We start from the raw sequence: 22274 nt of genomic DNA, 5'->3' as shown, positions 1-22274 counted from the left end.
GAATCCCATGAAACCTACCAGCAAGCCCGTCAGCTTGTGGGAATGCGCAGCATTCCTTTACCTGTTTGCCCCGGTCGTCGTCTTCTTCGCTACCTTCGTGCGCTGGGAAATCGCCGCCCTGGCCGTGCCACTGCTGCTGTCGAGCCTGGTCAGCATCATCCGACGCACGAGTTTTGAAATGCCTGCCGGCCAGGGCAAAGCGGCTATGTGGTATGCCGTTCTTAGCGCCTCCTGCCTGGTCATCGGCGGGGCCGGTGGCTTTGCCTACATTCCTAGCGACTGGGAAAAGCACTTCTCCATCCTGAACTTGCTGCTTCAGAATAACTGGCCGCCGACCATCACATCCGCCGCCGGCGACGTCGAGGTGCTGCGCTACTCCCTGGGCTGGTATCTAGTGCCGGCCCTGGTGGCCAAGACCGTCGGCGCCCACAACGTCGACTTGTTCAGTGCAGGCTGGTCCCTCATTGGGCTGACTATTTTCTTTTCCCTCGCCGCAAGCTTCTGGCCAGGGAAGAAAGGAACGATTGCTGGCCCCCTTGTGTTCCTGGCGTTCAGCGGGATGGATTACATCGGAACGCAGTTGACTGGCCACATGGCGGCTCCCCATCATTACGAGTGGTGGCCAGGCTGGATGCAATACAGCGCAAACCTGACCTCTCTATTCTGGGTCCCACAGCATGCCATTGCCGGATGGATCGCCGTGGCCCTGCTCATGAAGCAATGGGAATCCCCGACCGCCATCAACCATATTGGCGTGCTGCTGTTCGCGGTCCTGCTATGGTCGCCGTTCATCACCGTAGGCTTGCTGCCAATATATTTAGTATTGGCAATGCGCCATGGCTTGCGCCCAATGGCCTTGGGATGGTGGCCGATTGCGTCGGCCGTCGTGATCGGCTTGCCACTGGTTGTGTACCTGACCTCTGGGACAGCTGCTCTGATCAAGGGCCTTATCTGGGACCTGCCATGCATAGGCTCGGCACCAGCTTCGCTCTGCTTCTCGCCGAAATCCTATGCCACCGTCATGATGTTGGAGGTGCTGCCATTTGTCGTGCTAGCCTGGATTGCCGAACGTCGCTTCCGGGCTCTTCTCGCAGCCGTCGCCGTCACGCTCGCGATTCTGCCCTTTTACAGGCTGGGCCTGTACAACGATCTCACGATGCGAGCTTCGGCGCCTGCGCTGGCCATCCTGGCGATCCTTGTCGCCCGAACGGTAATGTCTTCCAGTCCATTGATCGCATTGCCGTTGGCGGCCGCCCTGATGGTGGGAGCAATAACCCCATTCGGTCAACTGCAACGCGCGTTCACTGAGCCTCAAACTGTCTCCTCCCAGGACCAGTTCGGCAACGATCTTCTTGGCACGTACCGGCAACAGTACTTTGCTCCCTACAGGCCCGGAATCTTCCGATAGAAATATGGTGCCAGACTAAGTTTTGGCGAGGCGAATTGAGACGAAGTGGACGATGGTTTCAAATGCCGCCGCCAATTTTGGCGCGAAGTCTTCCATCAAGGAATAAGCCCATGAGCCTGTTCGGCGCTTTTGTCCTGATCCAGGGCGTCATGCTTCTGCCGTTCCTGCTGTAGCTCGACCCTGCGGCACGACCCTCTACACCCCCAACACCGTACCTAGAGCAAAAACCCCCAAGGCATTCCTGCCAAGGGGGGTTCCGCGCTGCAACCCGGCCTGAAGACCAGTTACGACAGTCTTGCAGACACTGCCTACGCGGGGTGCGACCCGGACCAAAACTGCATCTAATAGGAGTTTGGTAGGAAGGAGGGGACTCGAAAATTCAATGCTGGCGCAGCTTTGAGGCGCTTTCGTATCCACAGCGCTCTCGCCCCATCCCTAAGGACGTGTGCTACAGCTGCGCCGCGGGCCCGTAATCGAGCGGCGACACAACTCAACTTCTACATGCGTCAGATGGTGCCGTTTCAATTGCCCAGACCGGGATAGTCCTGCACGAACTTGGCGATGAACTCGGCCTCGATTTGCCCATAGGTCTTCGCCGCCAATTCCGCCATATTCGCGTACTCGATCCGAACGTCGTAGGTTGCGCCGGTCATCCCTGCATGATTCGTCAGCGTAGCGTTGATGGAGGGCGGAATGCCCATAAACACGTTTACCTTCAGATTGGTCAATTGCAAAGCCATGAAGATTGCTCCTTAGATATGAATGGAAAGAGACTTCATGGTATTGGCGGCGCCCATCTGCGTACACGGCATCGCGTCGCACAGCGTTGCTACACCTCAAAATGGCTGTCGCAAAACTCTTGCGTGTTCACTGTGGCCATGTCTGGACCGTCGCGAGATGGCGCAGAGCGCACTCCTAAGCAGAAATACGGTGCCAGACTACAATTCTGAGCCCCCTTCCTGAATGCCGTCCCAATGCCAGACACAATCGAACAGCTTGAAGAAAAGAAGCGCCGGCTTGAACTGGAAGCCGCCATCGCCAGCCTGGAACGCAAGAAAGAGACAATCCGAGTCATTTCCAAGACTCCGGCAATCCTCTCCAAGGTGCTCTATCTGTTGGCGGTGATATTGGCCGCCATAGGTTCCACGATGTTTCTCCTGGGAATCGCCTACGAGCTCGACGGATTGCGGGCCCCCAGAGACTTGCTTATCGGCGCCCTGCTGTGTACCCCGCTGGCCGCCCTGCTCTTTTGGCGCAGGGCGAGACGCCAGGGGTTATAGCAACCAAGTGGCTTTTTCTGGGGAGAACACGATATGGCTCGGTTCGCCGTGTTTGTTTTATTGTTGTAGCCCACAGCATCGTATTGCTCCCTTTCCTGCTGTAATCCCCGCCCCAAGCCAGCTCCGCCCAAAGCAAAAACCCCCAAGGCATTCCTGCCAAGGGGGTTTCCGCGCTGCAACCCGGCCTGAAAGCCAGTTGCAACAGTCTTGCAGACACTGCATACCCAGGTGCCACCCGGGCCAAAACAGCATCTAATAGGGGTTTGGTGCGAAGGAGGGGACTCGAACCCCTACTCACCCCAGTATCTATGCGACTTTCAAGCCTTATGTTGTCCGCAGGCTGTCATTACCGGAGTCGACTTCATTCGCGCCCGTAGCCCTATACTTAGCCTTCCAGAGGGGTCAGGAGCGCAGCATGTGCGGTCGCATCGTCCAGAAGTCCGGGCCGCTCGATTACGTCGAGCGCATCTTTCCGAACCCACATCGCGTGTTCGACGACCCAGCCGGCCCGCGCTACAACATCCCGCCTGGCACGCGGCCGCTCGCCATGCACCGTCTGGCCGGCGAGTTCGAACTGGGCCGGCTACCGTGGGGGTGGCGCCCCCACAATTCCAAGTACCTCATGTCGAACGCCAGGCTGGACAAGGTCCTTGCCGGCGCATGGCCCTGGAAGATGCTCACCAGCCACGGGCGCATCCTTGTCCCGGCGGATGGCTGGTATGAATGGAAGCAGCTCGGTACGGGACCAAAGCCTGCCAAGCAGCCCTATTACATCCACGCTACAGACGGCGCACCGCTTTATTTTGCCGGCTTGAGCAATTGGCGCCCCGGTATGGAAAAGGATGAGGCGCATGGGTTCGCCATCGTTACGAACGACGCCGCAGGCGGCATGATTGACGTCCATGACCGCCGGCCAGTAGCGCTTCCGCCGGATCTGGCGCTGCACTGGATGGACCCCGATTTTCCCACCGCCCAGGCGTTGGACGTGCTCGGCCTTGGATTGCCTGAATCGGCTTTCACTTGGCACCCAGTCCGCCCGGAGGTGGGCAGTTCGCGCTACCAGATGCCCGACGCCGTCGACCCTGTTGAGCCTCTTACGCCGCCGGCTTGACCTTGTCGTAGAGAAGGATGGCCTTGTCCAGCGTCAATTCCATCCCGTGGCGCGTGCCGTTCGCGGCCCATAGCTCGTGCTGCCAGCGGCTGTCGACGAACACCCGGCAGATTGTCCACCCGCCAGGCCCAGCCCAGTAGTATTCGTCCCGCTTTACCCACTCTGCCGCGTCCGCCTTGTTTCGTCCCCAATCGGCCTAAATGGGGGCCGAATTGCGCGAATTCTAGGCGCGATTACACTGTATGTCCATACAGTTGTTTTGCCATGCCGTTCAAAGCCCCCCTCACCCATTCCGAGTTGCGCGCCATCCGCGAGCGTCAGCCGTGGAACGCTGATGTGCTGGCCCTCCTATGGGAGGTCAAGCGCCTGCGCTCGGTCTTGCTGCGCATGCACCAGGTGTCCTGTGACTTGAAGCGCCCTGCCGGGCTGATGGGGGACATCTACGACGAACTGCTGGCGGGCCTAGCCGTCGAACCCTGCGTGGTGGAAATGGACCAGATGACGGCCGAACTGTTGGAATCGCCAGCCAAGCTGCGCAAGGGGATGGCGCCGCGTTAGCGCTTGCAAAGCTTGCGCCAGGTTTCGTTGTGCTCCAGCACTTGACGCCGTATCGCTGGCGGCGTGTTGTCCACCTGTGCGGCGGAATCAAAATAGACCGGCTGCGTGTGGTCGCAGTATTCAACGCCCACCCTTGCCGGTGGGGCTGCGCACCCAACCAGACTTAAGCTGATCACCAACAGCGTCATCATCCTTGCGGGCCACATCGTCCTGCACATCGCGAACCTCCTGGCGGGTCTGTGCCGCCTGATCGTTGACCTGCTCATTGCGCTCCTGGCGCTCAGCCTGGCGCCCCGTCGCTCGGCCGCGCCAGTACACGCTAACCAGCGTGCCCAGAAACAGGCCCACCACCAACAGCCAGCCCTGCACACGCTTAAGCCACGTCTGCATGCCGCCCCCTGACTTCGATGTAGGCCTGCGTGTGATTGGTCGCCCACTTCGCACGCAATTCCGTCCGCTGTTCCGGCGTGCCCCTGGCATGGGCGCCAGGGCGCCAGGTGCGCAAGTAGAGCGCCCAGGCGCCTTCTTCGTCACCCAGTGCTGGCAGGCGGCCCGGATCGGTCCACAGCAAGAGGCGAGCGAGACCAGCGGCCAGCACGTCGTCGCGCTCGATGTCATTCCAGATCGCGGCATCGTCCGCTGCTACGCCGCGGGCGCGGTACAGCTGCGCAGCCAGGTCGCGCGTGGCCGCGTGGGTCCGGACGCCCCGAACCATGCCGCCCCCCTGCTCTGCTTGCCAGAAGCTCTTAGCCGGCCCCACAGGCCGCGGCGGGCGACCAACCAACTGCCGCCGGTCGATAAACCGACTTTCCTGCAGGCCGATAGCCAAGAGCATCAGGCGCGCTTCGGCCGTGTCCATCTTCGCCGGCAGCAGAGCCAGCGCGGGCGTGATCGCCTCGTCCGTGATCGTCATCAGATTCACGCTCATCCCTCCCCGCCCGGCCGAAAGCCGAACAACTTGGCCCGCACTTCGGCCAACCATTCCAAAAGCCCCTTTTGGCGCATCGTCGCCATCCAGCGCATATATGCGCCCAGTACCCACCAGGCCGGCAAGCCAGCGAGCAACATGCTTGGGCCAAGTACGTAGAACTTCGCCAACAGCGCGTCGTCGGAACCGGCCCCGTGATGGGCCAACCATGTCATGGCCTCTATCAGGCCCGGCTTCCACGCGATTACGACGCCGGCCAGCGCCGGACCGAACATGAAGGAACATGCAACCGTGCATACCGAGCGAACGGTAAATTCCCGCGGCGTTTTGGGCGGCATGATCAGCAGCCCCAGCATTGCGGCCACTGCGGCAGGAATGCCGTAAGCCATTGCGACCTTCAGGGCCGCCAAACCACCCAGACCAGTAGATCCCGGTTCCATATTTGCCCCGCTCCTGTTGACGGTGTGCATGATTGCCTCTCCCGTATGGACGAAAAAAAACCCGCCAAAGCGGGCACAAACTAGGCCTGGAGCTATCTCACAGGCCGGTCACGTCAATAATCGTCGAACTGAAATTTTCTCGACGTATGTCGGGCCAGTTGGACGGAGTTGCATTCGGTCCGTAGTCCTCCACGCAGATGGTCTGCCCCATATAGCTGCCGTCCTGCCGAGCCATCTGCCAAAACCGAAATTGCATGAATTGAACACCTGGACCCACACCTATAGGCACCTCGGTCTGGCTATTGCACATGTTCCCCTGAATGATTGCCGGCGTGATTCCCGGATAGACACGCAGCGCGAGGTTGGGGGGCAGACCCGAGCTTGTGGAAGGAACATCGTTGAGTGTTCCGCTCCAAAAATCAGTTGTCCGCATATAGTCAATTCTGGAATCAAACGTCTTCACGCCAGCAGCATTCTTGACGATAAGTCCATACCTTTCACCAGTTGGGATTGAAGCCGCTACCGGCTCATCGAACACGTACCACCAGATGGTCACCGGCGCACTTCCAGGCTGGTAGCCCAGAAAGTTCAGAGACATGCCACTCCCACTAGGTGAAATTCCGTACAGCGTGGCTGCCCCGTTTGAGCGGAACGCCACAATCCCAGCGTTGCGCGACGTGTAAGCATTGGCCTGCCTGAAGTTGCCGTGAAACCACCCCCCTGTTGCTGTGATGACCCCCTTGTCACGCAAAGCAAAGTTCCTATACGCGCTGTCTATCTGTATTTCATTTGATCCATTCCTTGCCCTGAAGCCGTAGTCCGCCATTACCCTAGAACTCCATATGTCACCCTGGCGTTCACGCGGTACGCCGACGCTACGCCGAAGGCCCAGCTAAGAGTGGTGCCGGATATTGAAATCACAGGCGCCGTAGTGAAGCCGATGGTTGAGCCTGCCACCGCTGACAGCTGATAGATCGGCACGCGTCCTGCAAACTCCGGCACGGTGATTGCGCCGTCCGACAGCCCAGTGTTCACCTCGCCTATCAGCCGAGGGAGCCGCGTTGTGAATTCAACTTGGCTGAGCCCTCCGGCCGCTTTCGTTCGAACGCCATAAGTCGCCATTACGGTAGATACCCCAATGTCACGCGATCCACGCCATTCGGATCGAACACCACCACGTTTTGGCCGTTGACCCGAAGGCGCCCCCCGCCCGGTAGCGCGCTGTTCATTTCCAGCACGCCGCCTTTGTCGATACGCCACCCCGACACGCCTGGCACGTAGTCGTTCGACTGGATGTAGTTGCCGATCATGGCGTTAGTGATCCAGCCGCTGCCGATAAAGGCCTGGTTGATGAACGTCTGCCCGTTCTGGATCACAAACGGCGTGGTGACAACGCCATTGATCAGGTTGATAAGCGCCAGACGGTCGGCCAAGAAAAGAACCTGCGTCTGCATGCCCTCGGGCGTGTTTTCGACGCCTACGCCCATGCCGGCGCTGTAGTACTTGCCGTCCACGGTCACGCCGGCCTTGATGCTCACCATCGCATTGAGACCGTCTTTCACCTGCTTGATCTCGGTCGCCGCGTCGCCCCCGGATTCAATTTCAGTGATCAAGTCCTGCCCGAGCATGGATTTTTCGATCTTGCCGCCGATCTGCTCCAGGATTGGCGTTGCGTCCGTACTCGCCTGCCCGCGAATGCCCAGGCCGCTTTCCGAGGGATACCAAGCACCCGCCACGCCGTTCTTGTCGACCAGCCGCGCCCAAAACCACAGTTCCTTGCCAGCTAGCAGGCCCAACAGCGTGTGCGTGTTTTGCGGGTAGGCAAAGACGCCCAAGGGGATGGCGCCCTCAAAGCTGGAATTCTGCGAGTACCGAATCTCGGTGCTGGCGATGATCGACGGGCCGGACGGCAATCCCCAGTCAAGCTGGATAGCGAAGAGAAGCCCCCTCGCAACCAGGCTGGTAATGACTGGAGGCGGACCCACGATGCCGTCCAGGTGCGTCAGTACAGACGTGGCCCAGATGGATGCCACGCCCAGGGCGTTGAGTCCCCGCACTCGGAACGTGTAGCCCCCGGAGTAAATATTGGGAACCTCCACTCGCGCATAGCCCGTGCGCGGCAGATTGATCCAATCCGAATTGTCGCGGCGCCACTGCACTTCATACGCCACCGCGCCGTCCGCCCCCTTCCATTCGAAAACCGCCGTGTGGTTGGCGATGCCCTGATTGATGATGTAGTACGAACTGATTTTCGGTTCCGTAGGCGGCGGCAGCACTCCAGGCGGAATCACCGAAATCGGCGGCCGGTCCAACCGGGTGCCAAAGTCAACGTTGTTGAACTTGCCCGGCTCGTGCTGGATAGCCGAGACATCTGCCAACACTCCGTCCTTGCGCTTGATACTCAAGACGCGGAACGTCTGAGCCGACAGCGCCTCGGATTCCAGCGTCCATACGCATTCCGGCTCGGGCACCTCGGAAAACGGCGTCTGGACGTCGATGTGCATTGCCGAACCAGGTAGGCCAATGAGGTCCGCCGTCAACTTCGTTGAGTCGTAGCTGTAGCCGCCTGAATCCAGCGTCAACGGCTCCCCCATGGCCGACGAAACCAACCGGGTTTCCGACTTTCCACTGGGCAGGTTCACCGTCAGCCGGTCACCAGGCCGGATTCCCAACTCGGCGTCGACCACAATTCGGCTGGCCGAGGCTTCCCGGATGCGGCCACCGATACGACGGCCGGCCAAATGCTGGTCCGCAACGCGAATGATGCTGCCTGGCCGAATCTGGCACTGCTCCAGGCCGACACTGAACGTGACGCCCCGCGTCTCCAAGTTGGAGGTAAGCAGAAGCCACTTTCCAACCCGGTTGGCCTGGCCGCGCGACGTGCAGCCGAAAGCGGTGACCTCCAGCTGCTTGATGCCGTAGCGCGCAATGCCTTCGCGGCTCTCGACGTATTCGACCTTCTGACGCCCCATGTCCGTCAAGTCGCTCCAAGACACCAGCGCGACCGTGTAGCGCGTGTTCAACGCAGACCCGGTGTAGGAGAACCGGCCATCGATGACGTTGGCCGACGAGTACGTGTAAACCGGGTCGCCCGGCATGTCCGCCACGGCGATCACCGAAGAATTCGCCCAGTAGGCCATACCTCGAAACACGGACGCCAGATCCTGAACGACGCGGTACGCGTCGGCAGTCGTCTGCAGATAGACATTGCAGGTAAACCGCGGCTCCTTTCCTCCGAAGCCATCGTCCACCAGTTCGTCGCAATACCGGCCGATCTGGTACAGGCCCCACTTGTCCAGCCAGCCGGCCGGAACCCGCTCGCCCAGGCCGTAGCGGTCGTTTCCCACCAGGTCGAAAAACACCCATGCAGGGTTATCGGTCCACGCCGTCTTGAACGTGCCGTCCCAGGTGCCGATATACACCCGAGTCTCCGGGTCGTAGTTGCTCGGCACGCGGATGATGCGCCCCTTCATGTCGTAGGCGCGCGTGGGCACGCTTTGGAACTGCGATGCGTCGATCTTGATCCCGACCACAGCCGACATGGGATAGCGTAGCTTCGCGTCGATGATCTCGGTCACCGCATCCACGAACGTGCGATCCGCGATAGTGTTGCTGTTCGCGTTGGCCGTCAGGCGCCGAACACGTATGCTCCATCCCTGCTGCGCCCCCGCTGGCAGGTCGATGCGGTGCGATCGCGCATAGCGCTGCGTTGTCTTGCCATCAAAGGCGCTAGCCAGCACCTGCTGGTAGGAAGCGCCATCCCGGCTCACGTCAATCGCATACTCGACCCGGTAGCCGTTGATGTCACCGTTCGACGTGTCGGCCTTGCTCAGTCCCTCCACGGCCAATGTCACCCGCACTGCGGACATTTGGCGGTTCGTGAACAGTCGCACCCAGGGCTGCGTGGCTTTCAGTTCGGTGCTGACGCCGATTGTGTTCTCGGATGCGGGGAACCCCGGCAAGGGGTCTTGCCATTGCGTGCCAGTGCGAAAATCAATCGACACATTGGAGAAATTCAGAGAGCCGTCCGCATTGGCAACGGGCGTACCGTTTAGATACACGTCACGCAGCGCCCCGCCAAGCCCATGCACCGGCCCGTAGATCTCCCCTTCGCTCAAAAGATCGATTACGCGGGCATAGGCGGTGCTATGCAGGCTGTCGGGCGCCTCGCTCGGGCTGCTCCCTCCCCCCCCGCCTTTACCGCCCTTGTGGCCGATAACCCGCAGCGTGACGCGCTGGCGACGACCATAAAAAAAGGCACCCGAAGGTGCCTTTCTGCGTTGCCTGAGTTTCATGCTTGATCTTCCGAAAATATGCCTGCCGAGATAGTGGCGCTGCCGATGATCATGCGCCCATACAGTACGGGTACAGGATTGCCTTGAGCCGAGGTATTGATCGGGCCGTTGAAGTTGTACGAAGCCCCATTCTCAGGCCGATCTTTGGCGCTCAATGATCGCTGCTGTGGCGAGAGCATCTGTACGACACCGCCAAGCGCCAAAGAAGCACCCATATTGACCAGCCAAGCCTGACCGGTATAGAAGCCCACAACCACCATGACGGCGCCGAGAACGGCTTGGAACAGCCCCCCGCGCTTCGAGCCGGCCAACACAGGCGCGATCCGGATGTCGTTGTCGCCAACCGGGTGCCCAAGCTCTTCCTCACCGATGTTCCGCCGGCCGATGAAACACGCGTATTTGACGCCGCGACTTCCGCTGGACGCCATCGCGGCTTCGAAGCCCGGAACCAACACGCAAAGCGCGCGGACGGCCTCTGCAGTGCTGTTCACTGCCAACCTATGCACCCGGCCGAATTGTGCACCCATGCGCCCGTATAGCCGCACCGTGCGTAGTGTTTCGTTCATGCTTCACCCTTGATATCGCAGCACCAGGCGCGTTGCCTCGCGCCAGTAGCCGCCATACACCACCCGCTCGGACTGGCGCCCGTAGAGGTGGTGCAACATCGCGTCCGGCACCGAGAACAGGCCCGGCGCCTCCTTTAGTCCCTCGGCGCCCAGGAAGACGCCCGCGTGGTTGGCGCGGTTGGAGCGGACCTGCATCAATATCACGTCGCCTGGCGCCATGTCCTCGCCGGCCTGCAACAGCCGGAATCCCGCCTCGGCGTAGTGATCCATGTACAGGTCGCCGTCGCGGCCAGGCTCCCACCAGCCGTCATCCCGCTGGAAGTCCAGCAGCTCGATACCGCGCTCGCGCTTGTACCAGTCCCGCACCAGGCTGTAGCAGTCCAGCACGCCATGCGCGAACTGGCGGCCCAGCAACGGCGCTTGAAACCCCACCGGAGTAAAGCCCCGCAACTCGCCCGCCACCACCGCGCCCGCGTCGTCCCTCGCCACGGCCACGATGAACCAGGGAATACCCGTCGCCTCGCAGGCAACGCGGTCCGCCTCGCTCGGCGCAGGCGTCTCGTCCGGGTGGGAATGCACAATGGCCACGATTCGGCCCGTGTCCTCGGCCGCGGTGTAGTCGTCAGCCGCAAGCACGAAATGGTCGGCGCTCGCCGCCGTGTTCCGGCACGGTACATACACCTCGCGGCGTGCCACCATGACCACCAGCCCGCAGCACTCGCGCGGGTACTCGGCCACCGCATGCGCGCGGATGGCCTCCATCGTCTTTTTGCGCATGGTCACCCTCTGATCAGGTCGGCAGAGGGAAACCCTCCGAAGTTGATTACCTCGTACTCTCCGAATCGCTTCTTGCAGTCCGACATGAGGCCCGAGCAGCGATCGCGCGCCGGGTCCGTGACCGGGTTCCCGGCCAGGTCGAACATGCGCCCGCCGGTATATCCGCAGTACGGGCCGCGATAACCGCCCTTGCGCAGCCAACCGCACACCCCAGCGATGATCGGACGACTGGGCAGCTGCTGCCCGTCGAAGTCCAAAGCACTCGATAGCTGGAATTCCACCGCCTCGGCGGTCTCGGCCGTCTTCTGCTGCACGATCCAGACTTCCGGCGGCAATTCTTCTGCGGGGTTCGCGGTGGGGTTACCCTCCGGGAAATTGCGCGCATCAAGATAACTGCCCAGCGTGCGACGCACCCGCACCCAGGCGCCCACCATGTCGTCCAGGGCGATACACAGGGAAGAAATCACGCCGGCAATCGGCTTGCCTTCGGCGTCCGCGCCTATGTTCCCGACCGACAAAGTAGGCGTCGGCTGCTGGCCGTCGCCGACCTGTTCGAAGCCCTCCGCCGTGATAGCCCAAGGGTCGTATTGATTACCTTGCCACCAGATCGGGCCGACCTGCGTGTAGCCATGGAAGCGCTGTAGCACCCCCCCGATGGGCGTGGCGTCCAGCTCGTAGAGTTCGACCAGATCGCCGACCTCCAGCTTCTGCACATCTGCATAGATCCGCATTTTTCCCCCTTATGCTTTCAACGTGGCAGCCAGGCGGAACAAATCATCAAGGTGGACTGCCTCTAGGCCGAGTTCATCGGCAAGTGCCGCCAGCATTGCGCTGTCACGCTCGAACTGCTGAATATCCGCCCAGGCGTCTCGGTAGTACGCAGGCGTTTCTGACTTCGCCAACAGTTCCTCCACAGCCTCCAGCAAATCGCGTTTGATCGCGCTGGTATCGGACGTGTCGTTGATGACAATTTCGCCCCCCTCAACGGTGGACAAGCGCAGCGCTTGGCGCCCTTGGTAGCGGGACACCAATCGTGGCACGGGAGGTGTGGCAGCGACCCAATCTCCGCTTTCCGATGCCACCATTTCTGGCGCTGGGCGCTCACCAGCCATGACCACCCAGCCATTCTCCGGAACACCGCCGATCTGCTGGCTGCTAAATCCGACCTTTCCGTAGACCTTCATAGCGCACCTCGAACTTTCCACACGCGAACCCGCAGACGACCATTCGAAAATACATCCACTTCGCCCCCCCCACCGCCGGACAACGATCCAGGCGCGGCAAGGCTGTGGCGCCCCGTTTGCACGACAATTTGACCCGTTCCAAGTTGGCTAGCACGAGTCCCATGCGTTTGCCACTCCGCTGGCACAGTGGACGTGTTAAACGTGGTCAACCATCCGGTATCGAACCATTGATCCGTCAGGGTGGGGTGTCGCAACTGAGCTTCGCAAACGACCGGACAGCCCGGGAATGGGTTGTCGTATACGTACCTGGTATTTGTTTGGATGGTCGGAGGATTTTGCAGCGAACCGCCGGGGTAGTAATGTACGAAGCCAACCGAAGTTTCCAGGCTCTGGAAAGCGGAATTCAGCGCTGCATAGTCGCTGGCCAGTTGCGCGGCATCTGCCGCCCCCGGGTTGGTGACAGCGCCGAACGCCTGCACCGTCCATACCCCGGCGACGTTGGAGGGCCGAGTTTCACTTGCCGTGCGAGCTACGCGGGATGCATCAAATGTGTAGCTGGAAGCATAGTCACTTGCGACCCGCGCTGAACCTTCGACGAGATAGCCATTTCCACCATCCACAACCGTCCGGAATGGCCCGTTCGTGTTACCCGACGGGTTCGCCACCATGCGGGCGATGTTGCGGCCCCACCCAATATCGAGCGAACCGGCGATGTTCTGCATGGCGTCTCGTTGAATCGAGCCGTCGACTCCTGACGAAAGCGAGCCGTCACCACGCATGAACAACGCGCCAATAGAGCCAGACGACTTTCCGTTGTAATCCGGCATGCGGATAGTCGTGGAGCCATCCCCCAGCGTGTAGGCCCCGCGTTTCAGCGGGTCCGCGAGCCAATCCGCCTCGGATACTACCGGCAGCGTGCCAGCGACCACCATGGCAGCGAGGTCGGGGAAAGTGGCGCGGCTTGCGGTCTGCCCATCAGCCGGAATCTGGCCAGCGGGAATGGACGTGCGCAACGGCCACCATGCCACCGAGCCTGCCGGCGGCCCGCTACGCGGCAATTGCCCGCTCGGCACTTTGCCTCCCGCGTCCAGAGTCGCCACCCCGCCGGCCGCTCCCTTCTGCGACATGGGGATAGCGTCAACTGCATTGGGTAGCTGCGTCGGCGTCACTTTGCCATCAGTTCCCAGTGTGGCGACACCTCCAGGCGCGCCCTTTTCGTCCGCATGCACAAAATCATCAAGGTGTGCAGACGGCACTTTACCGGTGCCATCCAACGGCGCCACTCCACCGGGTATACCCTTCTGGGACTTTGGCACTGCCCCGTCGGCGACAATCTGCGCGGCTGCCGCTTGTTCCTTGGCTCCGACCGCAATCAGTTCGATGGCATCGACGCCTGTCTGCACCTTGGAAAAGTTGGCGTTGACCTTGACCATACCGTTGCGCAACGGGTCGCCCGTGCCATCATTGGCCTGCTGGCCAACTTCGATGTGTTCGAGTTCTTGCATATCTGTTTAGGGCTTGAAAACCTGTTGAAACTTCGCGGACACCGTATAGGCGGGGCCGCCCATAGGCATGGGGCTGTACTCGGCGACCTCGTAGTAGCCCTCAACGCCCATGGGCGGGGTCCAGAGAAATGAGCGGGTGCCGGCGTGGCGGTCCAGAAAATCTACGAGGTCCAGCATCTGGTCGCGCGTGCCGGCGAACTGCACCGGCCACGCCTGGACCTTCTTGTTGATGCCATCCCCGACCACTTGCCGGTAGCCGTCACCGAATTGCGCGACAATCCTCCGGAAGGCGACCGTGCCAGCTGGCTGCCCGACGGGCTTCCAGCGAAACGTTTCTGTCGTCATACCCGCTCATTCCTCTTATTCCAATTGGCACCACCTGGCCGGTTGGCGCGGTCGATCTCTCGACGGACCAAGACCTTGATGCCTTCGGCCAGTCGGTCGCCGATTTCGCTCTGCCCAGTCCCCTTCTGATCCTCGCCACCATCCTGCGTTACGTTGACTTGGATAGAGATGTTCGGGGCCGCCCCAACACCCTCTGCCAGCGGCGCGCCCTGCGCAACCATCGGGCTGACGTGCCCCGATTGAGACCCCATCAGCAGGAAAGACTTGTCGCCGATGCGAGCCACCTCCGGCATGCCGCGCTCGTTCACCTCGTACATCTGGCCTGCCGCCACGGGGCCGCCGATGGCTCTGCGACCGACCGCGCCCCAAGCGCCCGACATGCCATCAACGCTGCCCGTCATCGAGCCGCCGGACGTCGCGCCCGCGCCGGCGGTGATCCCTCCAGCCAGCGAACCGACGATGCTGCCGATGGCGCCGATGATTGCCTGCCTTGCCGCGATGCGTGCCAAGTCCGCCAGAATCGACGTGGCGAGGTCTTTGAAGCTCGCCTTGCCCGTGGTCACAAATCGGGTCAACGCATCCTCCATGCCCCGGAATGCGCCCGAGAAGACGCCTTGCGACAGCTGGGCGACGTTTCCGGCGGATTCGGCGTAGTCGGAGAACGCTTCACGCGCCCCGTTGCGCCAATCTCCGTTGAGCTTGTCGACCTTGTCGTAGTAGTCCTTCTGGTCGGCCAGCGCCGCCTGCAGGGAATCGCGGATCTTGCCCTGCGCTTCCCGGAAGCGATCCGAGTCAAGCTGATCCTTCGGTGTGGCCTTGGCAAGCTGGTCCTGGTAGCGCTTGAACTCCAAGCGGATAGAGTTCTCAGCCTCCACCCGCTGGCGCGCAACCTGGCCCAGGCCGGCTGTGCCCAGCTGGCGGTCGTACTGCTCCTGCCGCGACTCGGCCGACGATGCGATCGCCTGCTGGATCTGCGCCGCCCGCTCGTCCATCTTGAGCATCGCCTGCTTGGCGGCCAGTTCCTTGGCCAGGCCCTCGTTCTTCACCAGCTGGGCGCGGATCGCGTCCTGACTGGCGAGCAAGCTCTTTTGATCCGCCGTCAGGATCTTCTTGTCCTTGAGGTCGGCAATCTCTTGCTCGAACTCCGCGCGGGCCTTGCCTGCATCCGTTAGCTTCTTCTCCCCGGCAAGCTGCGCGGCTAGAGAGGCTTCCTGTTGGCGAAGATCAGCCAATCGGCGCATTGCACCGTCATCTTTGTAAGCGGCACCCTTTTGGTCCTTGTACTTCTCATTGACCTTGGCGATGCGCTTCTGTAGTGCTTCTTCGTTTTCGCCAAGCTCTTTCGAAGCGGCTGTAACTTGAGCCACTTCTTGGTCTCGGATCTCCTTTCTTGATCGTGTCTCCCTATCGATCTGATTCAGCAGCGCTTGCGCTCGGACCTTCCTGTCCTGTCCGGCCTGCGTCTCCGCTCGGTCGAGTTCTGCGCCCGCGTTCAGCTGCGACGCAGATGCTTCATTGACGAAGCGCCCAAGCTGCGACCGATAGAAGTACCACTCCGACGAGCCACGGCTCGCCTTCTCTACTGCGTCGCTGTAGTAGTCGATATCTTTCTGGATGTCGCCGATTGAGCGGTCGCTGCCGAGATTCGTCATTGCAGACCAAGCGTTCTTCGCCTTGGTCTGCAAGTCATCCCACATTTTCTGCAGCGGACTCATCTGAACGATGATTCTGTCCGCTGCATTTTTCACTGCATCAGCATAAGTCGCCTGGGCCAGCGCCGCGGCCTGCTGTGTGCGTCCTTGCTGCTCCAAGGCGGCCACTTGCTGGTAGATCGCAACGGAAAGGAAGTGATATTGCTCATTAAGCTTGAGCAACGTGGCGGCCGGCGCATCGGCCAACCTTCCAAATTCTGAAACCAAGTCGTCGACGCTGCGGGCGCCAGTCTTCGCCATAGCCGCGGTTGCGGTGGATACTCGCTCAAGCTCCGTGCCGGCAACCTTGCCAGTGTTAACAAACTGAGCCACCACCTCGGCAGATTTACCTTGGCTAACTCCAACGCCTGCAATTTCGCGCGACATGTCCTTCAACTGGCCGGCGGTCTTGCCAACAGCATTCCCGGTCAGCGCAAGCGAAGTATCGAACACTCGGGACTGAGTCGCCCCCTGATACATCGCCGTGCCCATCAGCGCCAAGGCGGCTCCAACTCCGCCAACAGCGAGTGCGAACGGCGTCACCATGCCCAGCAATGCTCGGAACATCGGGCCGATACCGCCGAAGCTGTCCTTCAACTGCCCGCCCTGCTGGATCAAGATGAGGAACGGGTTTTGTCCTCCTACCAGTTGTGTACCGATGTCGGTCATCTGCGCCGGTACCATCCTGAGGGCGGCGGCGGTCTGGCGCGCAGATACGCCGGTTCCGTCGAGGTTCTTGTTGACCTGGGCGAGCCGCGCGATCAGCGGAGCGGCGCGGTCGCCGACCCCCAACTGCGCGGCCCGGTATTCCAGCATCTGGCGGGCCGTCAAGCCAGCGGTTTCCGCCTGCTCACGCAAGCCAGCAATGAACCGGTCCCCCTGTGCCGCAGCCTGGGCGCTGGAGCGCGCCAAGGCCGCTTCTGAGGCGTCCAGGCGCTTCACGGCAGCGCCGTACTGGTCGGCGGTAATCCGCCCCTGATTCCACAAAGAAACCAGCTTGTCGGTCTGCGCCCGGATTGCGGACTGGGATCCCGCCCCGCGCTCGATGGCGGCCAGCGCCGCGTTGACCTCGTTGATATCGCGCGTCAGCTCTTGGAAGCCGCGATTCTGACCGGCCAGCACACCAGCCCCTTGACCGCGCGAAGTGCTGGACGAGGCGGCCGACAGTTCCCGCTCCGCGATAGCCGCGGCTCGGGCTTGCTCGACCAGGCGCTGCAAAGCCCCGGCACGCTCCACCGCCGCTTGCCCGATATCCCGATAACGCGTCGCCGTCTGGGCTTCCGATTGAGCAGCTTGGGCACCAGAGGCCGCCACCGCGCGCTGACCCGCGCTGAGACCGCCCATGGCCGCTTCCGCTTCGCGGATCTTGGCCACTAGAGGTTCATACACGTCACGCGGCAGGCCTGCGGCCTGGGCGCGATACTCGGCCACCTCTGCGCGAGAGCGACCCAGCGTATTCGCCAAGCGCTCCAGCGATTGACGGGCGCGCTGCTGCGACGAATTCAGCTTCTGAGCGGCGGCCTCTCCCGCGGTGCCAATGCCCTGGAGACTGCCCGACGCCTTCACGGCGGCAGCAGCCGCGACAGTTGCCATGCTGTTGACCTCGCGGCCAACCTCTTGCACAGCCGATTTGACGCCGCTGTTGTCGGCACCGAACTCCAGTGTGGCTTTGCCTACAACGTCCGTCATATCAATCCTTGTGCATTTCTTCCAGGGCGGCGCTTTCCATCACGCGCACCGCATCCCAGATTTCAGGCCACAGCCCCCGCTTGATGCCCATGAAGCGCATCACGGTGGGCAGCGTTCCGTAGTCCAACCCCGTCGCGCCGCCAGTGCCCACACGCCATTGAGTGTCCATGGCGCAGAAAACGTTGAACGGCAGCTGGTTCTCGGGCAACAGCGCCACCAGGGGTGGCGCGATGTCCGCCAACGTCAGGCCCATCCAGTCGTATTCGTCCGCCGGCGGCGCCCGCCAGTAGCGCCGCCGGGCCGCGGCGATCAGTTTCCCCGGCGGACCTCCGTCAGTTCCGACAGGTACTTGGCGACGATGGCCTCGACGGCAGGCTGGTGGTAGTTGCTGACCAGCAGCGCCAGCGCCTCGGGCGAAAAGTCCACGCTCACGCCTTCCCAGCCGACGACGATCACCCCGAGCCATTCGGCGTCCGACTTCACTTCCGTGCCGCTGGCCAGCCACGCGTTGAGTTCTTCCTTGGTCTTGTGACCGAAGGTCAGGCGCAACTTGGCCGGATCGGCGCCGGGGCGCGGAATGTCGACGGTCGCGACGAAGGTCGCCGGCGGGGTCAGGGAAAACAGCTGGTCTTCGTTGTGCTTGGGCATGGTTGGTCCTTACGCGGCGTAGCGGGTCGGGGCGCCGGTCAGCGACAGGGTGACCTGCAGCGTCATGGCTTCGTTCTTGGTGGTGGTGGGCATCTCGCTGAACGAGACGTAGGCGCGGAAGTAGATGACCGAGCCATTGGGCAGCTGGAAACGGATCGCCCGCGGCTGGCGGTCGTCGTTCGCGGCCTTCAGCACCTGGTAGTGCGGCAGCGCGTCGTCGTCGGCGATCGTCAGGGTGATCGACCGCGCGCTGCGCGTGGTCGGGATCTGGCGTTCGTCGCCGGTGTCTTCCAGGAAGGAATAGTTGTAGAACTGCTGTTCGCCGCCCTGGCTGGCCGATTCCATGACCTGCGAAATCTGCGTCCAGTCTTGGATTCGGCGCACGCTGCCACCGCCCGTGCCGGCGGGATAGCGCTTGGTGTCCGTCGTATCGATGCCTTCCAGCGTCAGGCTGTCGGTGGTGACGGCGTCCGCGCGGGCGACACGGCCATCCAGCGCGGTCCAGCCCGACACCATTTCCACGATGTCGCCGTCGGCCGCGCCGTGGGCCGCTGCAGTCACCACAGCCGGATTCGCATTGGTCACTGCCGTAGCTACAACAGCCGCGGCATAGGTCTTCGCAACCGAGAAGATTGCGCCGTTGGGAAGTTTCACGCCCATGTCGGGCCTCCATGAAAAAAGCCGCCCGAAGGCGGCTGAGTTTTTGCCCGAAGCGGGCTAATCCTTGAACCAGACCGAGAAAGTCTGTTTTCGCGCGTAGAGCTTCGTGTCGGGTTCGTGATCCGACAGCGCGCCACCCTCGGTGACGGCGCGCAGTACCGGGCTAAGACGCAATGCGTCCTCTGCCTGGCGGATGATGCGGGCGGCGTCCTGGTCCAGCAGCGCCCATACATCGACCTGCAAACGACCGTTGCGCAGGTCCGGTACGCCCGCCAGGAAGTTGAGGGGCTTGCCGCCCACCCAGTGATAGGTAATCCGCGGCTGGCCGGCACCGTCTGGCGCGACCCCGGGGTACACCTCGTCTTCAACCAACGGGCCGAGAACAGCCCGAATGTCGTCTTCAACCATGGGGTTGCTCCGCTGCGATTTCCGCGATCAGCGCTCGGGCGCGTTCCCGCGATGCGTCCAGCGCCTTCTCGTAAAAGTCGAACGCCGGCCGGATGAACGACTTCGGGCCGTGGCGGCTGTTCCCGTACTCCATCCAGTGACCGTGGGGCGCCTTGGCGTGGTTCCAGCTGATCTGGTAGATCTTGGCGTCATCGGTCGAGCGATCTTCAGAGAAAACCCGGTAGATCGCCGCTCGCAGCTGGCCCGGCTTGATGCCATTTTTCGCCGGCCCGGTGTATTCAGGCGCAAGCTCCCGCGCCCGCTCGTAAAACACCAATGCGCCAGCATGCGCAGCTGGCCGAACAACCCGCTGCTCGACCGCTTCCACGAAGCGGGTCAACCCTGCCACCGGGTCGCCGTCCATCTCAAAAGTCAGTTTCATGGCTTCGCCCCCGGTATGGACTGGCAGACTAAGTCGACGTGATCCCTCCGCTTCACGTCGGGCAAAACAGCGCTCACCTCAAATACAGTGCCAAGCAGGACAACACGCATTCCAGCCACGATGTCGGTTCGGAACCGGACCCTGACGCTCGCCTTCACGATTGATACATCACCGTCCGCCTTTATCGCTCCGATGCCCCCTTGCATCGCCACATCCGCCCATGGCTTCGCATGTTCTACCCATTGAGTAATTGGCTGCCCGCCGCCCGCTCGGGTCGTCTCGGGGCGAAGAATGGGAACTCGCCGATTCAACTTGCCGGCTCTCATGGCGTCATCGTCCTTCGGTCTGACCTAAGTAGTTCCGGCACGCCCTGCGGCAACTCCACGGCCGTCGCCCCCACCACAACCTGCTCACGGTTCGCATACAGATTGCCAAGGGTGAGCCGGACAGCGGCCTCCACCCGCGGCGTCACCACCATCCCATGCAAAACTCGGTCGAACCAGAGCTTCGCCTTGGCAAGCCGCTCGCGGGCTACCGCAATTGCCATATCCCGCGCGGCGATATTGCCTAACGATGCGGCGCGCGCAATGGCGCTGTCGTATGCATCCTGGGCATCGCCCGCGGCATCGGGCAGCGCATCGAGCGCGCCAGCCAGTTCCTCGGCAGTAGCGAACACGGCCCGGTTGAGATGTCCGGCCACCACGCTTTCGGCAGACGCCAGGAGCGATTCCAGCAGCGGCCCGTCTTCTGGCTCTGCGCGGCACTGTACGATGCACTCTTCCGGGGTCAGCAGCGACATGGTCAGTCCTTTTTGCCTTCGACCAGGGCGGCACGCAGCTTTTCTACGCCCCAATTCTTGGCGTACTTGATCCCGGCCGCGTCCAGCTGCGCGAAGAGTTCAACCTTTTCCGGGTTATCCGGGCTTGGCGCATCCAAGGCACCCACCTCGGTCGCTCCGGCCACCAGTTCAGGGGGGCATTCATCGCCAGGCTCATACCGCACCGGGTAGATGTCGCCCTCGGGAACTCCCACAAAGGCCTTTATCAGTTTGGGCATATCGGCTCCAAAGTGTTCTCAGAGGGACGGCCGGCGGCCGTCCCCCATCAGGATTTACGCCGACGCGGCGATCTTCATCGCGCGCATCGGCTCGGGGTTGTGGACACCACCGCCCACGCGCTTGGTCGTGTAGAACAGCACGAAGGGCTTGTTGGTGTAGGGGTCACGCAGCACCTTCACCCCGACGCGGTCGTAAATGGTGTAGGTGCGCTTGAAGTCCCCGAACAGCACGGGGGCAGCGCCTGCGACCGCATCGGGCATGTCCGGCACCTCGCTGAGCGGGAAGCCCCCCAGCGTGGACGGCTGGCCCGCCACCATGGACGGCTGCCACAGATAGTTGCCTTGACCGTCCTTCAGCTTGCGCACCAGCCCCTGGGTCTTGCGGTTCATGGCGAATCGCGCATTACCCGTGAAGGCCGAGGGCAGGTCATAGATCAGGTCGATGATGCCGTCCGAGGTGATGGCTGCCGCGGCGCCGCTGTTCACCACCTTGATCGCGCCGAAGGGATGCTTGGCTGCATTGGCGCCGCCTTCGATGTAGGTCAGGATGCCGAACGGCTTGTTGGTGCCGTTGCCCGATACGTAGGCCAGCCCTTCCTGCTTGGCGAACTCGGTTTCCACTTCGCCAGCGAGCCAGCTTTCCAGGCTGATCGCGGAATCGTCCAGCAGCTGCTGCGTGGCGGCCGGATTGGCGTAGATCTCGCCCCAGCCGAAGGCCAGCGACGCAAAGCCGGAGGTGTTCGTCTGCGGACGGGAGGCGGTCTCGCCAACCCAGCCCGACGCCGTGCCGCCCAGGTTGTACAGCTTGGTGAGGCCGGCGCCCGAAACGGGCTGAACGTTGGCCAATTGACGCATGGGCGAGACGAGTACCAGCTTATCGGTGATCGTGCGGTCCCACTCCACCGGAGCGAGGTAGCCGCCTTCTTCCGCGGCGCCCTTGTTCAGCGCGGCCTGTACTTCGCCCTTCTTGAAGTGGGCATTGAACGCGTCGCTGTACTCGGCGTCCTTCAGGGGCTGACCACCGCCCCCGCCCATCTGGGCCGATGCGATCTTGAGATTGGCTTCGTCGATGCCCGTTTGCAGCCGCGAAATGTCGGCGTTGATCTTCTCGACCTTGAGCGCCTGCAGGGCGTCGTGAGTGCCCTTCTTGACCTCGTCCAGTTGCTTGGTGTGCTCGTCCTTGAACGTGGCGAAGGCCTGGTTCAGCTGCTCGATCAAGGCTCGTACTTCTCCCGGACCGCCAGCGTCGGCGCGAACGGATACCAGCCCGCGCGGCACGCGGGCATTCGATTGGTGCTTCATGT

The 22274-nt window shown here is 62.0% G+C and carries 26 protein-coding genes and 1 tRNA gene; 4 read left to right on the top strand and 23 right to left on the bottom strand.

Features of this window, described 5'->3' with window-relative positions:
* Nucleotides 1–7: 7 nt before the first annotated feature.
* The gene (locus U858_RS0104250; RefSeq protein WP_157838770.1) at nt 8–1408 is read left to right on the top strand and encodes a hypothetical protein; all 1401 of its coding nucleotides are present in this window, start codon (nt 8–10) and stop codon (nt 1406–1408) included.
* A 521-nt stretch (nt 1409–1929) separates the two neighbouring features.
* On the opposite strand, the gene U858_RS0104245 is transcribed toward U858_RS0104250, so the two are convergent.
* Nucleotides 1930–2148, bottom strand: coding sequence for a hypothetical protein (locus tag U858_RS0104245; protein WP_025135946.1), 219 nt, complete (start codon nt 2146–2148; stop codon nt 1930–1932).
* Nucleotides 2149–2382: 234 nt separating this feature from the next.
* Between U858_RS0104245 and U858_RS0104240 the strand changes: the two genes are divergently transcribed.
* Nucleotides 2383–2688 (top strand): hypothetical protein, encoded by a 306-nt coding sequence (locus U858_RS0104240; protein ID WP_025135945.1) that lies wholly within the window; start codon nt 2383–2385, stop codon nt 2686–2688.
* 264 nt (nt 2689–2952) lie between these two features.
* Here the strand turns inward: U858_RS0104240 and U858_RS35560 are convergent.
* Nucleotides 2953–3057, bottom strand: a tRNA-OTHER gene (locus U858_RS35560).
* A gap of 46 nt (nt 3058–3103) precedes the next feature.
* Between U858_RS35560 and U858_RS0104235 the strand changes: the two genes are divergently transcribed.
* Together U858_RS0104235 and U858_RS0104225 are read left to right on the top strand one after the other, a co-directional pair.
* Entirely contained in the window at nt 3104–3799 is a 696-nt protein-coding gene (locus U858_RS0104235) for an SOS response-associated peptidase (protein WP_025135944.1), read from the top strand.
* Nucleotides 3800–4063: 264 nt separating this feature from the next.
* Nucleotides 4064–4357, top strand: coding sequence for a hypothetical protein (locus U858_RS0104225; RefSeq protein ID WP_025135943.1), 294 nt, complete (start codon nt 4064–4066; stop codon nt 4355–4357).
* 120 nt (nt 4358–4477) lie between these two features.
* Here the strand turns inward: U858_RS0104225 and U858_RS0104220 are convergent, their stop codons facing one another.
* The 21 genes from U858_RS0104220 to U858_RS0104120 all read right to left on the bottom strand — a co-directional run bounded on the left by U858_RS0104220 (nt 4478) and on the right by U858_RS0104120 (nt 22272).
* Nucleotides 4478–4747, bottom strand: coding sequence for a hypothetical protein (locus U858_RS0104220; protein ID WP_025135942.1), 270 nt, complete (start codon nt 4745–4747; stop codon nt 4478–4480).
* Nucleotides 4731–5279 (bottom strand): hypothetical protein, encoded by a 549-nt coding sequence (locus U858_RS0104215; RefSeq protein WP_025135941.1) that lies wholly within the window; start codon nt 5277–5279, stop codon nt 4731–4733. Before U858_RS0104215 ends, U858_RS0104220 begins: the two co-directional genes overlap by 17 nt.
* Nucleotides 5280–5281: 2 nt before the next feature.
* On the bottom strand, nt 5282–5725 hold the full coding sequence (locus tag U858_RS0104210; protein WP_025135940.1) for a hypothetical protein: 444 nt from the start codon (nt 5723–5725) through the stop codon (nt 5282–5284).
* Between the two features lie 97 nt (nt 5726–5822).
* Nucleotides 5823–6551, bottom strand: coding sequence for a hypothetical protein (locus U858_RS0104205; protein ID WP_025135939.1), 729 nt, complete (start codon nt 6549–6551; stop codon nt 5823–5825).
* A gap of 295 nt (nt 6552–6846) precedes the next feature.
* Nucleotides 6847–10020 carry a host specificity protein J gene (locus tag U858_RS0104200; RefSeq protein WP_025135938.1) on the bottom strand — a complete coding sequence of 1058 codons (3174 nt, stop codon included), beginning with the start codon at nt 10018–10020 and terminating at the stop codon, nt 6847–6849.
* Nucleotides 10017–10586, bottom strand: coding sequence for a tail assembly protein (locus tag U858_RS0104195; RefSeq protein ID WP_025135937.1), 570 nt, complete (start codon nt 10584–10586; stop codon nt 10017–10019). The genes U858_RS0104200 and U858_RS0104195 overlap by 4 nt, the downstream gene beginning before the upstream one ends.
* A gap of 3 nt (nt 10587–10589) precedes the next feature.
* The gene (locus tag U858_RS0104190; RefSeq protein WP_025135936.1) at nt 10590–11363 is read right to left on the bottom strand and encodes a C40 family peptidase; all 774 of its coding nucleotides are present in this window, start codon (nt 11361–11363) and stop codon (nt 10590–10592) included.
* Between the two features lie 2 nt (nt 11364–11365).
* Nucleotides 11366–12094: a phage minor tail protein L gene (locus tag U858_RS0104185; RefSeq protein ID WP_025135935.1), complete on the bottom strand. Its 729-nt coding sequence runs from the start codon at nt 12092–12094 to the stop codon at nt 11366–11368.
* Between the two features lie 9 nt (nt 12095–12103).
* Complete coding sequence (locus U858_RS0104180) at nt 12104–12547, bottom strand: hypothetical protein (RefSeq protein WP_025135934.1); 444 nt, start codon at nt 12545–12547, stop codon at nt 12104–12106.
* Nucleotides 12544–14052 carry a hypothetical protein gene (locus U858_RS0104175; protein ID WP_025135933.1) on the bottom strand — a complete coding sequence of 503 codons (1509 nt, stop codon included), beginning with the start codon at nt 14050–14052 and terminating at the stop codon, nt 12544–12546. Before U858_RS0104175 ends, U858_RS0104180 begins: the two co-directional genes overlap by 4 nt.
* A 6-nt stretch (nt 14053–14058) precedes the next feature.
* Nucleotides 14059–14397 carry a phage tail protein gene (locus tag U858_RS0104170; RefSeq protein WP_025135932.1) on the bottom strand — a complete coding sequence of 113 codons (339 nt, stop codon included), beginning with the start codon at nt 14395–14397 and terminating at the stop codon, nt 14059–14061.
* Nucleotides 14394–17777, bottom strand: a complete 3384-nt coding sequence (locus U858_RS0104165) for a phage tail tape measure protein (protein ID WP_025135931.1) — start codon at nt 17775–17777, stop codon at nt 14394–14396. Before U858_RS0104165 ends, U858_RS0104170 begins: the two co-directional genes overlap by 4 nt.
* Before the next feature lies 1 nt (nt 17778).
* The gene (locus U858_RS0104160; RefSeq protein WP_051593518.1) at nt 17779–18030 is read right to left on the bottom strand and encodes a DUF1799 domain-containing protein; all 252 of its coding nucleotides are present in this window, start codon (nt 18028–18030) and stop codon (nt 17779–17781) included.
* A gap of 56 nt (nt 18031–18086) precedes the next feature.
* On the bottom strand, nt 18087–18425 hold the full coding sequence (locus U858_RS0104155; protein ID WP_042884288.1) for a phage tail assembly chaperone: 339 nt from the start codon (nt 18423–18425) through the stop codon (nt 18087–18089).
* A 9-nt stretch (nt 18426–18434) separates the two neighbouring features.
* Nucleotides 18435–19085: a phage tail protein gene (locus U858_RS0104150; protein ID WP_025135929.1), complete on the bottom strand. Its 651-nt coding sequence runs from the start codon at nt 19083–19085 to the stop codon at nt 18435–18437.
* A 57-nt stretch (nt 19086–19142) separates the two neighbouring features.
* Nucleotides 19143–19493: a DUF3168 domain-containing protein gene (locus tag U858_RS0104145; RefSeq protein ID WP_025135928.1), complete on the bottom strand. Its 351-nt coding sequence runs from the start codon at nt 19491–19493 to the stop codon at nt 19143–19145.
* The gene (locus U858_RS0104140) at nt 19486–19914 is read right to left on the bottom strand and encodes a hypothetical protein (protein ID WP_029953519.1); all 429 of its coding nucleotides are present in this window, start codon (nt 19912–19914) and stop codon (nt 19486–19488) included. The genes U858_RS0104145 and U858_RS0104140 overlap by 8 nt, the downstream gene beginning before the upstream one ends.
* Nucleotides 19911–20240, bottom strand: coding sequence for a phage head closure protein (locus tag U858_RS0104135; protein ID WP_025135926.1), 330 nt, complete (start codon nt 20238–20240; stop codon nt 19911–19913). The genes U858_RS0104140 and U858_RS0104135 overlap by 4 nt, the downstream gene beginning before the upstream one ends.
* Entirely contained in the window at nt 20237–20713 is a 477-nt protein-coding gene (locus U858_RS33590; protein ID WP_025135925.1) for a head-tail connector protein, read from the bottom strand. The genes U858_RS0104135 and U858_RS33590 overlap by 4 nt, the downstream gene beginning before the upstream one ends.
* 2 nt (nt 20714–20715) lie before the next feature.
* Complete coding sequence (locus tag U858_RS33585; protein WP_025135924.1) at nt 20716–20970, bottom strand: hypothetical protein; 255 nt, start codon at nt 20968–20970, stop codon at nt 20716–20718.
* 54 nt (nt 20971–21024) lie between these two features.
* Entirely contained in the window at nt 21025–22272 is a 1248-nt protein-coding gene (locus tag U858_RS0104120) for a phage major capsid protein (RefSeq protein WP_025135923.1), read from the bottom strand.
* Nucleotides 22273–22274 lie beyond the last annotated feature (2 nt).

The sequence above is a fragment of the Achromobacter sp. DH1f genome (genome assembly GCF_000633435.1).
GTDB classification, from domain to species: Bacteria; Pseudomonadota; Gammaproteobacteria; order Burkholderiales; family Burkholderiaceae_B; genus Achromobacter; species Achromobacter deleyi.
Note: the sequence above shows the minus strand (reverse complement) of the source record. Positions and strands in the feature narration are given on the sequence as shown.